This is a genomic window from Polaribacter sp. BM10, from assembly GCF_002005425.1.
Classification (GTDB): domain Bacteria; phylum Bacteroidota; class Bacteroidia; order Flavobacteriales; family Flavobacteriaceae; genus Polaribacter; species Polaribacter marinaquae.
In genome coordinates, this window is sequence record NZ_CP019704.1 from 2,049,864 (window position 1) to 2,068,016 (window position 18,153).

An 18,153-nucleotide genomic window follows, 5' to 3' on the forward strand; every position below is an offset into this window, starting at 1 on the left:
TTTTTATTGTAAAATTTTTATAAGCTCTTTTCCAAAATGTTCTTCTGTATAATTATTTGCAAAATACGTTTTATTATTATTAGCAATTTTTAAAATCTTAGATTTATCTTTATCTAAAGAAACAAGAGTGTTAAAAATTGTTTCAAAATTATTTTTTTCTACAAAGTAACCATTTATATTTTCTTTTACAATATCAGGAATTCCTGCGTGTTTAGTTGTTACAATAACATTATTTGTTGCCATAGCTTCTAGAATAGATATTGGTTGTCCTTCCATCTTATAAAAAGTAGGTAATACAAAAATATTACTCCAATTTAACAAATCGTTTTTTTCTTTACCATATATAGAGCCTAAATACTTTGTATTCTTAAGCTTGTCTATTTTTTGATGTATAATTTCTTTTAAATTATCATCTATATTTCCTGCAATTTTTGCTTCATAAGTTATATTTTTTTCTTCTAACTTTTCTAATGCATCTAATAAATTTAAAACACCTTTTTCTTTCATTAAATTACTTAAATAGACAATCCTTATCTTTTCTACTTTTAGTAAAGATGTTTGTTTAAATAAATAATTTTCTGCAAAATTATATAAATTATAAATATTTTTATCTAGTAAAAATGGGGTTAGGTTATTTTTTAATAAGGGTGATAGAATGATTCCTTTTGTAAACCTAGACAACAAGTAATAAAATATTTTCTTTTTTAATCCTCCTAACTTTTTGTACTGTAATCCTAAAAAGTTGCCATGAACATGAATTATTAACTCTTTATTTAAAAAAGATGACAAAAGTATAAAAAGTGTATATTTTACAATACCAAAAAAAGTTTGTCCTGGTGTTATATATATAATATCATTACCAATAACTTTTGTAACATTGAAATTAATTCTAAGAAAAAAAAGTGCCTTTTTAAATGAAAAGCTACCAACCGAATCTTCGAAAACAGGATAAGATGTGTTTATATAATCTGTTTTAAACTCTAAACTTTTATCTAAAACTTCTTTTACAACTTTATTTGCCAAAGAAACTCCTGAAATTGGCTTGGGAAATGGACCAATAATTAATATTTTCTTCATCTAAATATCTTTGAAAAATTTAATATGTTTAAAATTATAGAAACTTAACATGCATATATAAAAAGAGAATAATATTACCCCAGATTGTCTTTCTAATATGTTTTCAAACATCATACAAACAGCAAAAAAAAGTGCAATTACTAATAAAACAATATTTTTATTTTGTATTCCGTCAATTAACGTCTTTATCATAATAATGAACAAAAGTAAAAAACCAAAAATACCACTACTTAAAAAATAACTTAGGTATTGGTTATGAGAATTATGTTTTAATTCTAATAATAATTTAGATTTACTTAAATAACATTTTTCTAATTCTTCCTGCACATCTCCTAAACCAAAACCAAATAATGGAGATTCTTTTATCTTACTTATTACACAATTATATATACCAAACCTTAAACTCGTTGAGTTAAATTTTAATTCTCCAGTATAATTTTTAAGATTATACAGTTCTTTAAACCTGTTCGATGTTGTACTTAAAACAAAGCTTGTCACAAAAAAAGCAAGCACAAAGCTAATCACAATCCTTTTTGATTTTTTTTGTTTTAAAAAGCAAAAAAATAAAACTAATAAACTCAATAGAAAACTAACTATAACTCCTTTACGTTCTAGTACTAATAAAGTTAATAGATTAATTATTACGAATGGTAAAGTAAAAATTATAAAGCTTCTTCTTTTTAAGAATAACCAAAAATAGATAGTTAATAAAATAGGCAAAGCAATAAATATTGAAGCATAAATAGGATGTTGATTAATAAGCCACATTTCATTAGTTATATATGCTAACGCATCATATAAACTTATTTCATTAGAAAAAACCCCTAACTTATTAAAATAGAATAAAATTGATAGTGAATAAAAAGAGGTTACTATTAAATTAATCTTTGTGTAATTTAATAGTAATAAATAAGAAAAACTTTCTTTAACACTGTGTAATAAACCTATAGATATTGGAATAATTAATAAACTTAACCCAGTAGATAAAGGCTTATCTATTCCAGAAAAATTAGTTGTATTTATTAAAGATAATAAAAGTACTAAGTACAGCATAGAAAACCTAAAAACTTTTTTAAAAGGATAGCTTCGTTTTTTTTCTTTTACATAAAGAAAACTACTAACTAATAATAATAATATTACAGGCAACCCTTTTATCCTATTGGGGATAAAAGGGAAAATTGCAAAGAAAAGAATAGCATAAAAATGTAAATTTTTATAAATTTTATTTTTCATTTGTCTTAATTTTTGGTAAATTTTTCTTTACTTGCCTTAATATGTATGCTATAAATAAAATAAATAAAACATAATAAAAATACCTTATTGCGGCACGCATATTATACTCAAACGCATAAAAAATATGTAAGCTTAATAATATAATAATTAGAAAAGCAAAAGTTCTTTTATTATTACTTAACAACTTTCTTATAATATTTTCGAAATATGTAAAAATTAACCCTGTTATTAAAAAATAAATAATAGTAAATAAATAACCTGTCTTAAAAACTCTACCATGTAAAGAAAATGGGGCAAATAGATTTAGTCTCATATTGTTTGCATAATCATACCAACCAACCATACTACCAGGTAATGGATTTATACTGATAAAAATAATATTCCAATCTAATTTTGCTTTTTCAAGAGTACCAATAGTAACATAGACACCATAAATAAAGGAATAATAAAGATTAAAAACAAAACTTCTTAAAAAATCATTATCAGACGACCCTATACTTTTTATGTAAGGTATTAACCCGTGTGAACTAAGACTTCTTAATTGCATTATATATGTTAAGAAAACAAAGCTTATAAATAAATGAAGTATGAATCTTAATTTATTAAACAAATTATTCCCGCTAGAGATAAAAACTAAGCATATGTAAAAAATAAAAAAAAGAAATACAGTTCTAGAACCTGTTGTTATTGATAAAAAAATAGTCAATAGAAATAATATTGTACTGAGTTTTTTTTTATTACTATAAATAATACCTAAAAGAATTATTTCTACAAACACTAATACTTTTAAAAAAATAGTTAAAAACCTATTTGTTTCAGGTAAATATGTAGATCTAATAAAAAGACCTTTACCATATGTGATAAAGTATAAAATTAGAATTAATAAAAAAACAAAGGGTACAATCTTACTAACAACATCTAATACTTTATACTTTACAAATAAACTATTTGAATATGCTTTATTAAATCTAATTTTTATCCGTTTTGCACTAAGTTCATAAAATAACAGAACTCCAAATAGAAATGAGTTTAATGCCAACAAATACATTTTAATAGTATTAATAAAAACTATTTCTGTTACTTTATCTAAATTAAATAAAGAAAATTTATTATCGAAATAGTAAAAATACCACAATGATAAGATGATAGAAATTATACTGAAATTTATATAAATATATACAGGACTTAATAAAAAGTACTTTATTACTTTATAGGTGAAATATAATTCAATAACTAATATTAAAATATATAAAATCATAAAACATTAAGTTTTTTAACGAAAAACACCCTAATAATAGCCAAAATTATGTCAGAAAAAACTCTTAAATAAATCAAATTCCAAAAAGACAGTTTTCCAAAACTAAATAATAATAATGCTATAACAATATAAATTAAAGAAGAAATAATTAAAGATTGATTAAACTCTTTGTTATATCCAAAAGCAACTAAAGTGCACGTACCTAACATAAATGTTAACGCTACGAAAGGAGGAATTATAGCTAAAGTTTTTAGTACATCATCATACTCAACCATACCTACACCTCCAAATATCTGTAATAATTCCTTAGAAAAAAAAAATAATATTATAGAAAGTAAAATTCCAAAACTTACACTAAAAAAAATTAACTTTCTTATAAGAGCTTTATCTTTATTACGAGTTATAGTTGGAAAAACAGCTTGCTGCAACATATCAAAAGGAATAATACAAACTAAAACTATCTTTAAAGCAACATCAAAGCCACTTACATAATCCATTGTATAAAAAACTCCTATTAAAAATATAGTCATAAAATTAAAGGTTAAAGACAAAAACCTTCCTAAAAAAAACAGGTAAGCTTCTTTAATAAGCTTTAAAATCTCATTTTTACTTACCCATACAAATGAAAAATTAAATTGTCTAATAAGAGTTACATAACCCAATATACCCATTAAAACACTTGAGAAGACAATCAAGTAAATATGAATTTTTAAATCATCAGGACTAACAACAAATAGCAGTGTTCCTATAACTAAAATTGATCTTGAAAAAACAGTTATATAAGTTGCTAATTTTAATTTTTCCACACCTTGAAAATACCAAATAGGAAAAAAAACCTCTCCAAAACCCATAATTAAAAATAGCCATAAATAATTCTTATAAGCTGAAAAAGGATCTAAAAATGAAATAACATAGAGAATTATAAAACTTATTGCATACAGGATTAATTTTACCGAAAAAATGGTAGATGTTATTTTATTTAAATTGCTAACAGATGTTCTGTTTTCAACAATATATTTAGCTGCATATACATTAAATCCAAAGTTTATAAAAATAATAAAGTACTGAATAACGGAGTCTAACCATGTTAAAACACCATAATTAACTTTACCTAAAACCCTAATTAAATAAGTAACCAAAAGAAACTTAATTCCAATATTAAAGAACCTTAATATTGATAAAAAAGATAAATTTTTTAGAATAATTAAATTATCCGAAGTAATTTTTTTTATCATATCTGTGTCTGAAAGTTGAATATTCTTTAGGAATTCATTTTAAATTATATTTTATCTAAAACTAATCTTAAATTATGTTCAAAAGTTTTAATTTTTATAATAAAACACTTAGAACAGTAACTTCTTTTTCAATTTATAAAATTGTTTTAGTATGAAGTCTTATTGAAGATCCTCTTACCTGAATTATGATTCTCAAGTTCTTAGACATATTATAATTTTTCAAAAGTTAATAATTTAACATCTTTTTCTGATAAAATAATATCATTTGACGGAATTTTCCAATCTATATTCAAATCTTTATCATTATAAAGCACTCCGTCTTCTGCATCAGGTTCGTAATAATTATCGCATTTATAAGACACAATAGTATCATCTTCTAATACCGAAAAACCATGTAAAAACCCTCTAGGAACTAATAATTGTTTATTATTTTTACTAGATAATTCTACTGAAAATACTTTTCCGTAGGTTTTTGAATTTTTTCTGGCATCTACAGCAACATCTAAAATTTTGCCTTTTACAACCCTTACTAACTTTGCCTGTGCAAATTCTCCTTTTTGTAGATGCAAACCTCTAATAACACCGTATTGAGAAGTAGATTGATTTCCTAGAACAAAATCGCCTTTAAAACCAGTTTTTTCTGCAAACTCTTTTTTATTAAATTCTAATAAAAAACTTCCTCTTTCGTCTCCAAAAACTTGTGGTTCTACAACGAAACAATCCTTTAAATAAGTTTCAGTTACTTTCATTATACTTTTAATAAATTATTTGAATAACCACTTTTTAATAATGGTTTTGTTATTGCTAAGAGTTGTTCTTTATTTATAAAACCGGCTCTAAAAGCAGCTTCTTCTATAGAACCTATTTTTAAACCTTGTCTTTCTTCTATTACTTGCACAAATTGACCTGCTTGCATTAAAGAATTAAATGTTCCGGTATCTAACCAAGCCGTTCCTCTATCTAGAATTTCTACAGAAAGTTTTCCTTTTTGAAGATACATGTTATTTACTTCAGTTATTTCTAATTCACCTCTTTTACTAGGTTTAATGTTTTTGGCAATTTCTACAACTTCATTATCATAAAAATATATTCCAGGTACGGCATAACTAGATTTAGGCACTTCTGGTTTTTCTTCTATAGAAATTGCTTTTAAGTTTTTATCAAACTCTACAACACCATATCTTTCTGGGTCATTTACATGATATGCATATACAATTCCGCCATTAGGGTTATTGTTTGCTTTTAATAAGTTCGATAAACCAGATCCATAGAAAATATTATCTCCTAAAATTAAAGCAACTTTGTCTTTATCTATAAATTTTTCTCCAATAATAAATGCTTCTGCTAAACCATTAGGATTTTCTTGAACTTCATACTCAAAACTGCAACCAATTTGATTACCGTTACCTAATAGTTTTTTAAATAATGGTAAGTCTTGCGGAGTAGAAATAATTAATATTTCTCTAATTCCTGCAGAAATTAATGTTGAAATAGGATAATAAATCATTGGTTTATCATACACTGGCATTAACTGCTTACTTACAGCTAATGTAAGTGGATGCAATCTTGTACCAGAACCTCCTGCTAAGACTATTCCTTTCATATTATTTATATTTTTTTAAATACCATTCAATGGTTTTTAAAATACCTGTTTCAAAACTTTCATCTGCTTGCCAACCCAATTCATTTTCTAATTTAGAGGCATCAATTGCATATCTAAAATCATGACCCGGCCTATCTTTTACAAAACTAATTTGCTCTTTATAAGATTTATCTTTTGGCTTAATTTCATCTAAAATATCACAAATTTTATGTGCTATATATAAATTATCTCTTTCATTTTTTCCACCAATATTATACGTTTCTCCAGCTCTTCCGTTTTCTAAGACCAAATCAATACCTTTACAATGATCTAAAACGTATAACCAATCTCTAATATTTTGTCCGTCACCATAGATAGGAATATTTTCTCCAGAAATTGCTTTCCTTATTATGGTTGGTATTAACTTCTCATTATGTTGTTTTGGTCCATAATTATTAGAGCAATTTGTAGTTACAACGTTTAAACCATAAGTATGAAAATAACTTCTAACCATAAAGTCTGATGATGCTTTCGAAGCACTATATGGGCTATTTGGTGCGTACGAAGTTTCTTCTGTAAAAAGACCTTCTTTGCCTAATGTTCCGTATACTTCATCCGTAGAAATATGATGAAATCTAGCATGTTTAAATTCTTCTCTATATTTATTTGGTGAAGTCATCCAATAATTTTTAGCCACATCTAACAAATTAAACGTTCCAAAAACATTAGTTTTTACAAATGCATCAGGGTTTTTAATGGAATTGTCTACATGAGATTCTGCTGCAAAATGAATTACTTCTGTAAAATTATATGTATCAAACAACTTGTTTAGTAAATCTCTATCGCAAATATCACCTTTAATAAAAGTATAATTTTTATGATTTTCTACTTCTTTTAAATTTTCTAAATCTCCGGCATATGAAAGTATATCTAGATTAATAATTTTACAATCGCTATTTTTTTCTAAATAATAGGGAATAAAATTAGAACCAATAAACCCTGCGCCACCAGTAACTAAAATAGATTTCATAGTTACTTTTTATAAGTATTTAAATAAGTATTTAGCTTGAGAACTAATAAAATTAAAATTACCAATACCGATAAAACAATTGCTAACTGAAAACCTAAATTTTTAGTTACACCTTTAATTTCATAACCAATCGGTTGAAAATCTGAAATCACATTTATAACCTCGTATTTTTTAGATTTATTTTCAACAATGCTTCTTAATTCAGAATTTAACTTTCTGTTAGTTTCAAAAAGTTCTAACTCTTTGGTTGTTCTTTTTTCTCCGCCTAAATCAATGCTTGTTCCGTTAGATTGCTTTTTAGCTTCTTCTACCATCACTTGCATATAAACCCTTCGTAAAGAATCTACTTGACCTAGATTTTGTCTAAGTAAAGAATCTGTTCTATTCAAATTCTCGTTAGTTAACTCTTTAATTCTATTAAAGTATTTATTTTCTGTAACAGATTCTAAGATAACATTACTTAACTTATCAAAAACATCATTTTTAGTGGCTATAACAGTAATTTCGTGAAGTTTATAATCTAAGTCTTCAAATGAATTTTTATAATCTTCAAACTTGTAGCTTTTTACCGTTGTAGTATCTACAGATTTTATAAAATCATCATAAGAATTAATAATATCGCTTTTATTTTTAATTGGTTCAATTTCAAATTTCTTTAAAGATCCTGCAGATTTTTTATCAATTTGAAATATACTTTGAATTCTAGAAGTATCTTTTTGCTTCACTAAATCATTATAAAAATTCACATTATTATAAAGTTGTCTAGCACTTTCAAAATTTGGTTCTACAAGTAAAGTAGATCCAAATGTATTTTCTTTTTTGACTTCTAAAAATAAACCTACGGTAAAACCAATAACTGCGGCTATTGCTATTTTTAAAAAATTACTTCTTAAAAAAATTAAGATCGAAATAAAGAAATGAAAAATCCCTTTAAAAATGTTTCCAATAAAATTGAAAAACTTAGAAAAACCTCTACCAATTATAACAAATAAAGATCCTAAATCTACCTCTTCTTCGTTATTATTGGCTTGGTTATTTGGTTGTTGATTTGTTGCCATTTTTACTTATTAAAAAACAGTTTAACTGTTAAAAATTTGTTCTAAAATCTTCTGAGTAATTGCATAGGTTGGTGTTACACCTGTCATTCCTAAACCTCCAGAGGCTAAAGTTGCACCTGTTTCTAACGGATTATCAGATGCATAATATGCGTATCTTACTTGTACATCTTCAGAAATATTTCCTCTAATTTTAGATGCAGATTGAATTGCTTTTTGGTAATGCGCTCCTTCCATTTCTAAACCGATAACATTCCATGTAGAATCATGAAAGAATTTTAGTAAATCTTTATTTTGTAAAGAAGTTCCTAAAACAGAAATCATAGAACCATCAAAAACCTCGATACCAAAGCCTTCTAAATCTTCTTTTGCTAACTCGTTTTTAAATGGATAATTATCTGCTGTACCCTCAAAAATATGTGCAGAAGGTATCATTATATCTCCTTTTCCGCCTTCTAAAATTCCGGCTTTACCCATAATAGAAACAGACTTTACATCTAAATGTGTTTTAACACCTTTAGTACACGTATAAGGTTTTAACAATTCATCCATAGTTTCGAATGCCTGCTCACCAAAAGCATAATCCATTACCACAATAACTGCATTGTCTTCTACATTTTCTAATTTAGAAAACGATAAAATATCAAAATCTATTTTTGCTGTATCTATTATTTGTACATTAATATTTGTACCAGATGTATCTTTTAAATAAATAAGACCATTTGCCGTTGCAAAATCTTTTACTTTTTTCTGAAGCGGCTTACTATCTACATTACTTAGTAGTTGATACAACTCAAAACCTTGTAACTTTTCTGCTTCTTTTGGCAATGCATTTTTAGCATACACCGAGTTTAAAACACTATGCATGTTTGCACTAATGATATGAATTGGTCTTGATAAAAGTTTATTATCATTTAAAACTTTCTTAATATCATTCGCCCAAATTTCACCATAAATATGATGCCCTATTTCTTCGACTAAAACAGAACTAAAAGTTACTGTTCTCTTATTATTTTCTACAACTTCATTTATTGCCAGCTTACCTAACCAATATATTAATTGAAAAAATCTATCTGGATTTTCTGCTGTTGAAAAAGTATTATAAATATTAGAAACCTCATCAAATGTTCTACCTAAAATATTACCTAAATGTACAATGGTAACTTCTCTTTCTTTCTCTGTAATTTCTTTATGATGAAGAACAATATCTTCTAAGTTTTTCCATTCTCTGGTAAAATCTTCACCATCATTTAAGGTAACTCTTTCTTGAATTTTGTGAGATTCAATAAAAAGAAAAGTTAAATGCGTTAAAATATCGTAGATTTCAGATCTTCCTCTGGTAATCTCAATATTCATTTGATCTTTATCAATTCTGTAACAATTTCTTCTTCTTTTTGGCGGAATTATTGCTTCAAAATGAGAATTCTTATATCCTTCGTCTGCAGTTAAATTTATAAACTGACATTCCTCAATCCCTTCAGGAAGTCTTTCTATTACATAAGTTAAACCACTCAATTCTATTCTTTCCTCTGCTATAGAACCATAAATTTCTGGTCTTAAAAGCAATAAAGATTTACGTAATGTTTCACCTGAAACACCCATCGGTTTATAAAAACCTCTACTAAATAAATGGCGCATAGAAATATATAATTTCTCAATTGCATTTGTAGACTCTTGCGCTCTTGTTCTTGTTATTTTTTTAATTTCTGACATATCTTAATTTACTTCACAAATATAAAACTATTTACCTGATAGTATTTGTGTGTATTGGGTTGGGTTGTTTAACAAAGCTACCGCTTGCGAAATAGCTTCATCATTTTTTAAATTATACTTATAAACGCCTTCTTTATAAAAGTATCTTTCTAGAATTTCTGCCTCTAAAAGTGCTGTAATAATATCTTTATTTTTAGAAATTTCTTTAATTTTATTGTCTGCTAATTTATCTTTTATCTTGCTATATTCCGAAGAAACATTATTTTCTTTTGAAGCTAAAAATGCTTTTTTAAATAACGATTCTTGCACTGTTGTAAATGTTGTATCTACCTTTAAAAACTCTGTAAAACGATTAAATTCTTTATTACTAAATTTAAAATCTTCTAAACTTTTAGATGTTAAATTATTGTAATAATAATCTGTAGCAAAGTTAAAAATAGCCCTAGATTTAATTAATGCATCTGTTGTTTCATTCTTTTTTGAAGTTTTAATTTCTACATCTGGCATTACACCACCACCATCATAAACAGTTCTTCCGTTTGCAGTTTTAAAAGCATTAATTCCTTTATCAGAAAACTTAGGTATTTTACCGGTTTTAAGATCTCTGTTTTCATAATCTAACTCTTGTATACATCGCCCGCTTGGTGTGTAATATTTAGAAATAGTAAGCTTTAATTGCGTACCGTAAGTTAACTCTCTATAGCGTTGCACCAAACCTTTACCAAAAGATCTTTTACCCATAATTACAGCTCTATCATAATCTTGTAAAGAACCACTAACAATTTCTGATGCCGATGCAGAACGTTCGTTAATTAAAACTACAATAGGAATTTCTAAATCTAAAGGATCATTTTTAGAAGTATATGTGTTGCTCCATTTTTTAATTTTTGCTTTTGTACTCACTATTTTTTTTCCTTTAGGTAAAAAGAAATTAGAAATTCTGATAGATTCTAATAACGATCCACCAGGATTATACCTTAAATCGAAAACAAGTTTTTTCATTCCTTGTTTTTTTAATTTTCTATATGCTTTTTTTACTTCGGATGAAGCTTTATCATTAAAACGAGTTAAGGTAATATAACCGGTTTCTGCATCAATCATTTCTGCAAACGGAACCGGATTAACAACTACTTTTTCTCTAATAATTTCTTTAGTAAAAGATTTACTTTGTCTAACAACCTCAACAGAAAACTTGCTATTTGGTGTTCCTTTTAAAAACATAGACAATTGTTCTCTATTCATGTTTTTAATAGATTGATTGTCTACAGCTACAATTACATCACCTGCTTTTAAACCTGCTTTGTCCGCAGAATATCCTTTATAAACTTCGCTAATTTCTATACCTTGTTTTGTGTAAAATACAGAAACCCCGATACCGCCATATTCACCAGCTCTTCTAATTCTTGCTGTTTCTACATCTTGTTCGTTATAAAAATTTGTGTATGGATCTAAATCTTTTAATGTATTTTTAATTGCTCTATTGGTAAGTTCTGCAGGATTAATCTCATCTACATAGTACATATTTAATTCCTTAAACAAAGTATTGTAGATTTCTATTTGTTTGGCAACTTCAAAAAACTTCGATTTAAACGAATACGTTAAAAAAACAGTAGCTAATAAAGCTATAATTATAGTTTTCTTTTTTATTTTAAAGTTTTTCATCTTCTTTTTCTTTTACTTTATTTACAAATAACGTTAGTAGTTTTTCCATTTTTAAATACAATTCTTCATATTTAATTTCCTCTCTACCAATATACGAAATCATAAAAACATACGGTTTATCTAAATTGTTATACACAATTTCTTTTTGCAATCGATACGTTTCTCTTAACAATCTCTTTAATCGATTTCTATGCACAGCTAATTTAAAGTTCCTTTTTGCTACAGAAACACCTACTTGACAAGGAAAATCTGACGTATGTTCTGTCTGTACATAAATTAATCTTAAAGGAAAAGTTTTAACAGAACTACCTTCTGAATACAGTTTTTCTATTAACTTTTTACTTTTTAAACGCTCTTGCTTTCCTAACGTATTTTTCATCTATACAAACTTAATAGAAAACAACTAGTTTTTACAATTTATAACGGCTAACTTTAAAAAAAGTTGTGTATTTTTAACTTAAATTAGCAATATTTTTTAATTACTATTGTTAAAAATTAAACAATAAATTATAAATTTGTTTAAAATAAAACATATAAATATATGAAACCCGACTTATTTCAAGCACCAGATTATTATAATCTAGACGATTTATTAACCGAAGAACATAAACTTGTTAGAGATGCAGCAAGAGAGTGGGTTAAAAGAGATGTTTCTCCTATTATAGAAGATTATGCTCAAAAAGCAGCATTCCCAAAACAAATTATTAATGGTTTGGCAGAAATTGGTGCTTTTGGTCCTTATATTCCAGAAGAATATGGTGGCGCAGGTTTAGATCAAATTTCTTATGGTTTGATTATGCAAGAAATAGAACGCGGTGATTCTGGAGTAAGATCTACAGCTTCTGTGCAATCTTCTTTGGTAATGTATCCTATTTTTAAATACGGAAATGAAACGCAAAGAAAAAAATATTTACCAAAATTAGCTTCTGGCGAATGGATGGGATGTTTTGGTTTAACAGAGCCAAATCACGGTTCTAATCCGGCAGGAATGGAAACCAATTTTAAAGATAAAGGCGATCATTATTTATTAAATGGTGCTAAAATGTGGATTTCCAATGCTCCGTTTGCACAAGTTGCAGTTGTTTGGGCAAAAAATGAAGAAGGTAGAATACATGGTTTGATTGTAGAAAGAGGTATGGAAGGTTTTTCTACACCAGAAACACACAACAAGTGGTCTTTACGCGCATCATCTACAGGTGAATTAATTTTTGACAATGTAAAAGTGCCAAAAGAAAATTTATTACCAAATAAATCTGGCTTGGGCGCTCCATTAGGTTGTTTAGATTCTGCAAGATATGGTATTGCTTGGGGCGCAATTGGTGCTGCGATGGATTGTTATGATACCGCACTTCGTTATTGTAAAGAAAGAATTCAGTTTGGCAAACCAATTGGTCAATTTCAATTGCAACAAAAAAAGTTAGCTGAAATGATTACCGAAATTACAAAAGCACAATTGTTGGCTTGGAGATTAGGTACTTTAAAAAATCAAGATAAAGCTACTTCTGCTCAAATATCAATGGCAAAACGTAATAATGTAGATATGGCATTAAAAGTAGCCAGAGAAGCAAGACAAATGTTAGGTGGAATGGGAATTTCTGGAGAATATTCTATCATGCGACATATGATGAATTTAGAAAGTGTTGTTACTTATGAAGGTACACACGACATTCATTTACTTATAACAGGTTTAGATATTACTGGCTTTAATGCATTTAAATAACCCACTCAAATTGTAATGTTTACATTAATATTCAGACAAAAACAAGATGAAAAAGCCTATTCTAAGTATTTTTATTTGTTTTTGTCTGTTTCTTGTTTCATGCGGAAGTATGAATGATCAAATAGAAACAATTGATGAAATTAAAGATGAAGTAGTTATTAATGATGCTGAGGTAGATTCGACTTCAGTAAACAATTCAAATACAAAAAACTTCAAAATATTATCTTTAGGTGACAGTTATACAATTGGCCAAAGCGTTTGCGAAACCTGTAGATATCCGTCGCAATTAAAAGATAGTTTGCTAAAAAAATATCCCGAAGAATCTACAATTGACCTTAAAATTATTGCCAGAACTGGCTGGACAACTACAGACTTAATTAATGCAATCAATTCTCAAAACATTTCTGATGATTATAATTTAGCGACTTTATTAATAGGCGTAAATAATCAATATAGATTTAGTAATATGACTGTCTTCGAAGAAGAATTCCCTTTATTAGTTGTTACTGCTATAAAAGCTATTGGTAATAAGAAAAATAAGTTGATTGTTATTTCTATACCCGATTATTCTTTTACACCATTATTTAAAAATAATACTGATATTTCTAAACAAATAGACAATTACAACAACTTTATAGAAGAATATTGTACTAAAAATGATATTACTTATGTAAATATAACTGATATTACTCGTGAAGGTTTAACAAATCCAAATTTGATAGCATCAGATAATTTACATCTTTCAGAACTAGCATACACAAAATTTATACAAAGAATTTTACCTTTAGCGTTAAAGAAATTAAATAATTAAGAGGCTTTCGCTAATAAAACATGAGGGCATCTTTTGCAATTGATTCCCTTCTTTTTATATTTATTACAGCATTTATTTTTTGGCTTAATACAACTTGAAGAACAAACAGAATTACAAGCAACTTCTTGCTTTAACTGAATTGTTGGTGCAGTATTTGTGTAAAAAACAATCATAATCTAAATAATTATATTGCAAATATAATTATTTATTTAGAATAAATAAAAATAACAAAGTTAATCCTTCAACAATTTTACAAATAACTCTCTACCTTGCCTATTTTTATATGAATTATAACACTTTTCTAAAATGTCTATTTTGAAATGAGAAGAAAAAAGTTTTAAATATTCTTCTAAGTTTCCACCAAAAGGAGGTCTATTTTCATTTAACGGAACATTAAACATAACACCAACTAATTTACCCTTTGGTTTTAATAATTCCTTCATTTTAACCGCGTATTTTTCTCTTAAATCTGGTGCAATAGCGCAAAAGAAAGTTTGTTCTATAATTAAATCAAAAGTATCATTTACATCAAAGAAATCTGAATTTATCAATTGGTTTTTTGGTAATTCTGGTATTCTATTATGTAAATTATTTAAAGCAGTCTTAGAGAGATCAACAACAAATACATTTTTAAAACCTAGTTTAAAAAGATATTCTGCCTCATAAGAATTGCCTCCACCCGGAATTAAGATTTTAAGTTTTTTGTTTTCTAATTGATCAAAATATGCTTTTAAAGGAGGAGAAACAATACCTAAATCCCAACCAATATCATTATTAATATATCTATTGTCCCAAGCACTTGCAGATAAATCCATTTAAAATCTTCTTTTTATAAGTTTAACAAAAGTACATTTTAAATAAGATCATTTAAAATTTCTGTTAGTAACTCATCAGAAATTTAAGCCGTTAAAGTTCCTTAAAGTATTCATAAAGTTCTGTTAAATAGCAAAAACTTCTACTTATTAGTTAAATATTTGCAAAATAATACTAACAAACTCAAATGAAAAAAATATTACTTTTAATTGCTTTTTTAGCGACTTCATTAACCTATTCGCAAAAAAAAGACTTTACAATTAGCGGAATCATAAAATCTGCAGAAGATAAAGAAATGTTAGAATCTGCAACCGTACATTTAGAAAGGTTAAAAGATAGCAGCATTGTTTCTTATACAATTACAGATGCCAAAGGAGATTTTAAAATTGTTTCTAATACAGGCGATTCTAAATTAAAGTTAGTAGTTTCTTTTATTGGTTTCGAGTCATATTCTAAAATTATAGATGTAAAAAATCAAAACGTTGGTACATTATATCTAAAATCTGCCAATACTTTAGATGCTATTGTTATTAGATCTTCTGCGCCAATTACTATTAAAAAAGATACCGTAGAATTTAATGTAAAATCATTTAAAACAAAAGCAGATGCTAATGTAGAAGATTTACTTAAAAAATTACCAGGAGTCGAAGTAGATGCAGAAGGTACAATTACTGTAAACGGTAAAGAAGTAAATAAAATTCTTGTAAATGGTAAACCTTTTTTTGGTAACGACCCTACAATTACAACTAGAAACTTAACAAAAGAAATTATAGAGAAAATTCAGATTTCTGATACAAAAACAAATGCACAAGCGTTTGCAGGCGAAGATTCTGATGGAGAAAACAAAACAATAAACTTAACCATAAAGAAAGAAAATAATAAAGGTTATTTTGGTAAAGTAGCTGCGGGTATAGGTACAGATGATCGTTATGAGTATGCTGGTTTAGGAACTCGTTTTGAACAAAGTGAACGAATAGGACTTTTAGCCGGTGGAAACAATATAAACTCGCCAGGTTTTAGTTTTGGTAATCAAAGACTTCGTTTTGGTGGTAATAATAGAAGTTTTGGTGGCGGACAAGGTATTATTACATCAAATAATTATGGTGTAAATTACATTAACGTGTTCAAGAAAATTTTTGAATTTTCTGGAGATTATTTTTACAAAAACAGTGAGTCTAAAAACACTTCTTCTAATAATAGAGAAACGTTTTTATCTAACGGTGAAAGTTTTTTTAGAAACTCTAATAGCAATTCTGTAAACGAAAGCGATAGCCACGATGCAAGTATTGATTTTGAAATTGAAATTGATAGTACTTTTAGAATAGATATTGAATCTGATTTTAACAAGAACTTAAATAGAAACACTTTTAACAGTATTTCAGAAAGTTTAAATAACGATAGAACACTTACCAACGATTCTGAAACAAATTCTGTTGCAGATTCTGATAGAAATCAATTTGATAATGAAATTAACTTTTCTAAAAGGTTTGGTAGTAAAGGTGCCTTTATAAGAGCAGAAGTAACAGCAAATTTTAGCGATAATAAAACAGATGATTTTGTAAAGTCTGAAACAAACATTTATGGCTCTAATCCTGATCAAATTATCAGAAATCAATATTCTGACGGAAAAACAGAGGTTAAAGAAATTGGTAGTGAATTTACATACCGTTTACCAATTATGGCCAATAAATTATTTTTAGATGTAGCTTATGCATATGGCAACACAAAAACGAAAACAAAACGTAGTACTTTCGATTTTGATCAAGCCACTAACGATTTCACAAGTTTTAGTACTTTATTAAGTACAGATTTCGAGTATTTAGATAAAACTAAAAGACCAAGTTTAGAATTAGAGTTTAAAAATGATAAATGGTCTGCATCAGCAGAAATAGCTCAAGTAAATAGAACTTTAGAAAACGTAGATTTTTTAAGACCAGAAACAAATTTAGTTAGAGATTTTAATAATTTAGAGTATGGTTTTGGTGTTCGTTTTAGAGAAAGTAGAAGTAGCAGGTATCGTTTAAGATATCGTTTTAGAAATAATACACCTAGTTTATCGCAATTACAACCTTTTAGAGATGAATCTAATCCTTTAAATATTGTAACTGGTAATCCATCTTTAACGCCTTCTAAAACACATTCTTTAAACTTTGGTGCTTCTAATTTTAATTGGCAAAAAAGAACTGGTTTTTGGTCTTTTGCAAACTTAACTTTTACAAATGATAGAGTTGTTGCAAAAACAATCATAGACCCTAACTCTTTAATTAGAGAAACAACTTATGCAAATGTAGATGGCTTTTATAGCTTTAGAGCAGGAGGAAGTTATAGCTCTACAAAAAAGTGGGAAGATTTTGGAAGTTTAAGAACAGAATTTAGAGTTTTTGGTAACTATAATAAAAACATCAACTTTAATAACGGAATTCAATACTCAAGTAAAACGGCAACTATTTCACCTAGAATTGGTTTTGATTTTAATTGGGATAAGGTACTTCAAATTAGGCCAGAATATTCAATTTCATTCAACAACAACAAATATGATATCGAAAGTTTTGAAGATAGAAATTTTGTTAGTCATGATGTTACTATACAAACTGCGACATTTTTACCAAAAAAATTAGAATGGAGAAATGACATCAACTATAATTACAATCCTAATATTGCCGATGGTTTTCAAAAAAGCGCTTGGTTCTGGAACACAACTTTACGTTATTCTATCTTAAAAGACCAAGGTGCTATTAGTTTAAAAGTTTATGATATTTTAGATCAAAACACCAATGCAAGAAGAGTTGCAACAGAAGATTACATTCAAGATTCTTCGAGTACGGTTTTAAATCAATACGCAATGTTATCTTTTACCTGGAAATTTAATAGTTTAGGTAGCGCTGGTAAGAAATTCGAAGGAGGAAATAGAAGAAGATATCGAGGATAACATCGATATAATACTTAAATAAAAAGCCCGATAAA

Annotated in this window: 15 protein-coding genes; 3 read left to right on the plus strand and 12 right to left on the minus strand. The window is 27.1% G+C overall.

Features of this window, described 5'->3' with window-relative positions; translation table 11 throughout:
* Positions 1-3: 3 nt before the first annotated feature.
* The 11 genes from BXQ17_RS09140 to rnpA all read right to left on the minus strand — a co-directional run bounded on the left by BXQ17_RS09140 (position 4) and on the right by rnpA (position 12,224).
* Positions 4-1,077: a glycosyltransferase family 4 protein gene (locus BXQ17_RS09140; RefSeq protein WP_077810351.1), complete on the minus strand. Its 1,074-nt coding sequence runs from the start codon at positions 1,075-1,077 to the stop codon at positions 4-6.
* Positions 1,078-2,310 carry an O-antigen ligase gene (locus BXQ17_RS09145; protein ID WP_077810352.1) on the minus strand — a complete coding sequence of 411 codons (1,233 nt, stop codon included), beginning with the start codon at positions 2,308-2,310 and terminating at the stop codon, positions 1,078-1,080. It abuts the gene before it with no gap.
* Positions 2,300-2,857, minus strand: coding sequence for a hypothetical protein (locus tag BXQ17_RS14435; protein WP_149025890.1), 558 nt, complete (start codon positions 2,855-2,857; stop codon positions 2,300-2,302). The genes BXQ17_RS09145 and BXQ17_RS14435 overlap by 11 nt, the downstream gene beginning before the upstream one ends.
* Positions 2,858-3,564: 707 nt before the next feature.
* Positions 3,565-4,803, minus strand: coding sequence for an oligosaccharide flippase family protein (locus BXQ17_RS09155; protein WP_077810354.1), 1,239 nt, complete (start codon positions 4,801-4,803; stop codon positions 3,565-3,567).
* A 209-nt stretch (positions 4,804-5,012) separates the two neighbouring features.
* A complete protein-coding gene (rfbC, locus tag BXQ17_RS09160) occupies positions 5,013-5,552 on the minus strand; it encodes a dTDP-4-dehydrorhamnose 3,5-epimerase (RefSeq protein WP_077810355.1) in 540 nt (179 codons plus the stop codon).
* Positions 5,552-6,406: a glucose-1-phosphate thymidylyltransferase RfbA gene (gene rfbA, locus BXQ17_RS09165; RefSeq protein ID WP_077810356.1), complete on the minus strand. Its 855-nt coding sequence runs from the start codon at positions 6,404-6,406 to the stop codon at positions 5,552-5,554. Before rfbA ends, rfbC begins: the two co-directional genes overlap by 1 nt.
* Before the next feature lies 1 nt (position 6,407).
* Positions 6,408-7,415 (minus strand): dTDP-glucose 4,6-dehydratase, encoded by a 1,008-nt coding sequence (gene rfbB / locus BXQ17_RS09170; protein WP_077810357.1) that lies wholly within the window; start codon positions 7,413-7,415, stop codon positions 6,408-6,410.
* Between the two features lie 2 nt (positions 7,416-7,417).
* A complete protein-coding gene (locus BXQ17_RS09175) occupies positions 7,418-8,473 on the minus strand; it encodes a hypothetical protein (RefSeq protein WP_077810358.1) in 1,056 nt (351 codons plus the stop codon).
* A 21-nt stretch (positions 8,474-8,494) separates the two neighbouring features.
* Positions 8,495-10,183, minus strand: a complete 1,689-nt coding sequence (locus BXQ17_RS09180) for a hypothetical protein (RefSeq protein WP_077810359.1) — start codon at positions 10,181-10,183, stop codon at positions 8,495-8,497.
* Positions 10,184-10,210: 27 nt separating this feature from the next.
* Complete coding sequence (locus BXQ17_RS09185) at positions 10,211-11,845, minus strand: S41 family peptidase (RefSeq protein ID WP_077810360.1); 1,635 nt, start codon at positions 11,843-11,845, stop codon at positions 10,211-10,213.
* The gene (rnpA, locus tag BXQ17_RS09190; RefSeq protein ID WP_077810361.1) at positions 11,832-12,224 is read right to left on the minus strand and encodes a ribonuclease P protein component; all 393 of its coding nucleotides are present in this window, start codon (positions 12,222-12,224) and stop codon (positions 11,832-11,834) included. The genes BXQ17_RS09185 and rnpA overlap by 14 nt, the downstream gene beginning before the upstream one ends.
* A 162-nt stretch (positions 12,225-12,386) precedes the next feature.
* On the opposite strand from rnpA, the gene BXQ17_RS09195 reads away from it, so the two are divergent.
* Both BXQ17_RS09195 and BXQ17_RS09200 read left to right on the plus strand, forming a co-directional pair.
* Complete coding sequence (locus tag BXQ17_RS09195; RefSeq protein ID WP_077810362.1) at positions 12,387-13,565, plus strand: acyl-CoA dehydrogenase family protein; 1,179 nt, start codon at positions 12,387-12,389, stop codon at positions 13,563-13,565.
* A gap of 109 nt (positions 13,566-13,674) precedes the next feature.
* Complete coding sequence (locus tag BXQ17_RS09200; RefSeq protein ID WP_077810363.1) at positions 13,675-14,376, plus strand: SGNH/GDSL hydrolase family protein; 702 nt, start codon at positions 13,675-13,677, stop codon at positions 14,374-14,376.
* A gap of 233 nt (positions 14,377-14,609) precedes the next feature.
* Here the strand turns inward: BXQ17_RS09200 and BXQ17_RS09205 are convergent, their stop codons facing one another.
* Entirely contained in the window at positions 14,610-15,191 is a 582-nt protein-coding gene (locus BXQ17_RS09205; protein WP_077810364.1) for a methyltransferase domain-containing protein, read from the minus strand.
* Positions 15,192-15,376: 185 nt separating this feature from the next.
* Between BXQ17_RS09205 and BXQ17_RS09210 the strand changes: the two genes are divergently transcribed.
* The gene (locus BXQ17_RS09210; RefSeq protein ID WP_077810365.1) at positions 15,377-18,118 is read left to right on the plus strand and encodes an outer membrane beta-barrel protein; all 2,742 of its coding nucleotides are present in this window, start codon (positions 15,377-15,379) and stop codon (positions 18,116-18,118) included.
* Positions 18,119-18,153: the final 35 nt, after the last annotated feature.

Excerpts from the sequence above, each read along its gene's own strand:
- BXQ17_RS09140 (WP_077810351.1), bottom strand. The coding sequence starts at position 1,077 with ATGAAGAAAATATTAATTATTGGTCCATTTCCCAAGCCAATTTCAGGA.
- BXQ17_RS09145 (WP_077810352.1), bottom strand. The coding sequence starts at position 2,310 with ATGAAAAATAAAATTTATAAAAATTTACATTTTTATGCTATTCTTTTC.
- BXQ17_RS14435 (WP_149025890.1), bottom strand. The coding sequence starts at position 2,857 with ATGCAATTAAGAAGTCTTAGTTCACACGGGTTAATACCTTACATAAAA.
- BXQ17_RS09155 (WP_077810354.1), bottom strand. The coding sequence starts at position 4,803 with ATGATAAAAAAAATTACTTCGGATAATTTAATTATTCTAAAAAATTTA.
- rfbC (WP_077810355.1), bottom strand. The coding sequence starts at position 5,552 with ATGAAAGTAACTGAAACTTATTTAAAGGATTGTTTCGTTGTAGAACCA.
- rfbA (WP_077810356.1), bottom strand. The coding sequence starts at position 6,406 with ATGAAAGGAATAGTCTTAGCAGGAGGTTCTGGTACAAGATTGCATCCA.
- rfbB (WP_077810357.1), bottom strand. The coding sequence starts at position 7,415 with ATGAAATCTATTTTAGTTACTGGTGGCGCAGGGTTTATTGGTTCTAAT.
- BXQ17_RS09175 (WP_077810358.1), bottom strand. The coding sequence starts at position 8,473 with ATGGCAACAAATCAACAACCAAATAACCAAGCCAATAATAACGAAGAA.
- BXQ17_RS09180 (WP_077810359.1), bottom strand. The coding sequence starts at position 10,183 with ATGTCAGAAATTAAAAAAATAACAAGAACAAGAGCGCAAGAGTCTACA.
- BXQ17_RS09185 (WP_077810360.1), bottom strand. The coding sequence starts at position 11,845 with ATGAAAAACTTTAAAATAAAAAAGAAAACTATAATTATAGCTTTATTA.
- rnpA (WP_077810361.1), bottom strand. The coding sequence starts at position 12,224 with ATGAAAAATACGTTAGGAAAGCAAGAGCGTTTAAAAAGTAAAAAGTTA.
- BXQ17_RS09195 (WP_077810362.1), top strand. The coding sequence starts at position 12,387 with ATGAAACCCGACTTATTTCAAGCACCAGATTATTATAATCTAGACGAT.
- BXQ17_RS09200 (WP_077810363.1), top strand. The coding sequence starts at position 13,675 with ATGAATGATCAAATAGAAACAATTGATGAAATTAAAGATGAAGTAGTT.
- BXQ17_RS09205 (WP_077810364.1), bottom strand. The coding sequence starts at position 15,191 with ATGGATTTATCTGCAAGTGCTTGGGACAATAGATATATTAATAATGAT.
- BXQ17_RS09210 (WP_077810365.1), top strand. The coding sequence starts at position 15,377 with ATGAAAAAAATATTACTTTTAATTGCTTTTTTAGCGACTTCATTAACC.